Genomic DNA, 1,113 nt, shown 5'->3' on the forward strand with positions numbered 1-1,113 from the left:
CCTTGATCTGGCGCCGGTCACTGGCGACCTCATGGAGTTCTGCCAGATGCTGCGCGGCGCGGTCCGCCAGATCGCGAAGATCCCGACCTGTGTAGGGGTGGGTCCCAGTAAAACAATTGCAAAGGCCGCAAACAAACTCGCCAAATCCCGACCCGAACTGAACGGGGTGTGCGATCTGCGCGACGAGGCGACGCGCGTGGCCCTGTATCAGGACCTCGGGATTGGCGAGGTCTGGGGGATCGGCGGCAAGACCGCAGAGAGGCTTGCTGCCAGCGGCGTCCGGACCGTCGCGGATTTCCTACGGCTCGATCCGCGCAAGGTGCGCGATATGATGTCTGTGGTGGGTGCGCGGGTACAGGCGGAATTGCGCGGCGTGTCGTGCCTGCCGCTGTCGCTGATGGCGCCGCAGCGCAAGGGCATCGCGGTGACGCGTAGTTTTGGCATCCCGATCACCGATTGGTGGACGATGCGCGAGGCGGTGGCATCCTACGCGACCCGCGCCGGCGAGAAATTGCGCGAGCATGGTTTGCTCGCCAGCACGATGACGGTTCTGCTCCACACCAACCCGCACAATGGCGATCCCTGGTACAGCAACCAGCATTCGGCCCGGATCGAGGCGACGAACGATACGACATCGTTGATCGGTGATGCGATCCGCATGCTGGAACCGATGTGGCGCGCGGGGTTCCGGTATTCGAAGGCGGGGATCATGCTCGGCGAGTTGATCGACGCGGGCAGTCAGCCGGTGTCGCTGTTTCCGACCAGGGATCCTGTTCGGTCGGCGCGGGCGATGGCGGCGCTCGATGCGGTCAATGGTCGGTTTGGCCGTGATACGCTGCGCCCGCTCGCAACGGGGATTTCGCGCCCCTGGACAGCCAAGGCGTTGAATTTGTCGCCCCGATATACGACGCGGGTTGGCGAGATCCTGGTTGGAACCGCCTATTGAGGGGACGCGCTCTCGAGGGGGCACTCCCGGTTTGATGGCCTTGGCGGGCCGCAAGGGGCTATGAACCGCATGCGATCAGCCGCTGGAGGGGAGGGACCATGACCGAAGAGGAGGTGAAGCGGCTCGAGGAGATGGCGCGGACGCTCAGTGCCTCCGGTGCCTACCGC

The 1,113-nt window shown here is 64.9% G+C and carries 1 protein-coding gene; it reads left to right on the top strand.

Annotated elements, in window-relative coordinates; genetic code table 11:
• Positions 1 to 946 (top strand): DUF4113 domain-containing protein (locus B7X49_RS18710; RefSeq protein WP_286840650.1); only part of this gene is annotated, 946 nt, incomplete at its 5' end.
• Between the last annotated feature and the right edge of the window lie 167 nt (positions 947 to 1,113).

Source organism: Acidiphilium sp. 34-64-41, from assembly GCF_002282635.1.
Classification (GTDB): Bacteria; Pseudomonadota; Alphaproteobacteria; order Acetobacterales; family Acetobacteraceae; genus Acidiphilium; species Acidiphilium rubrum.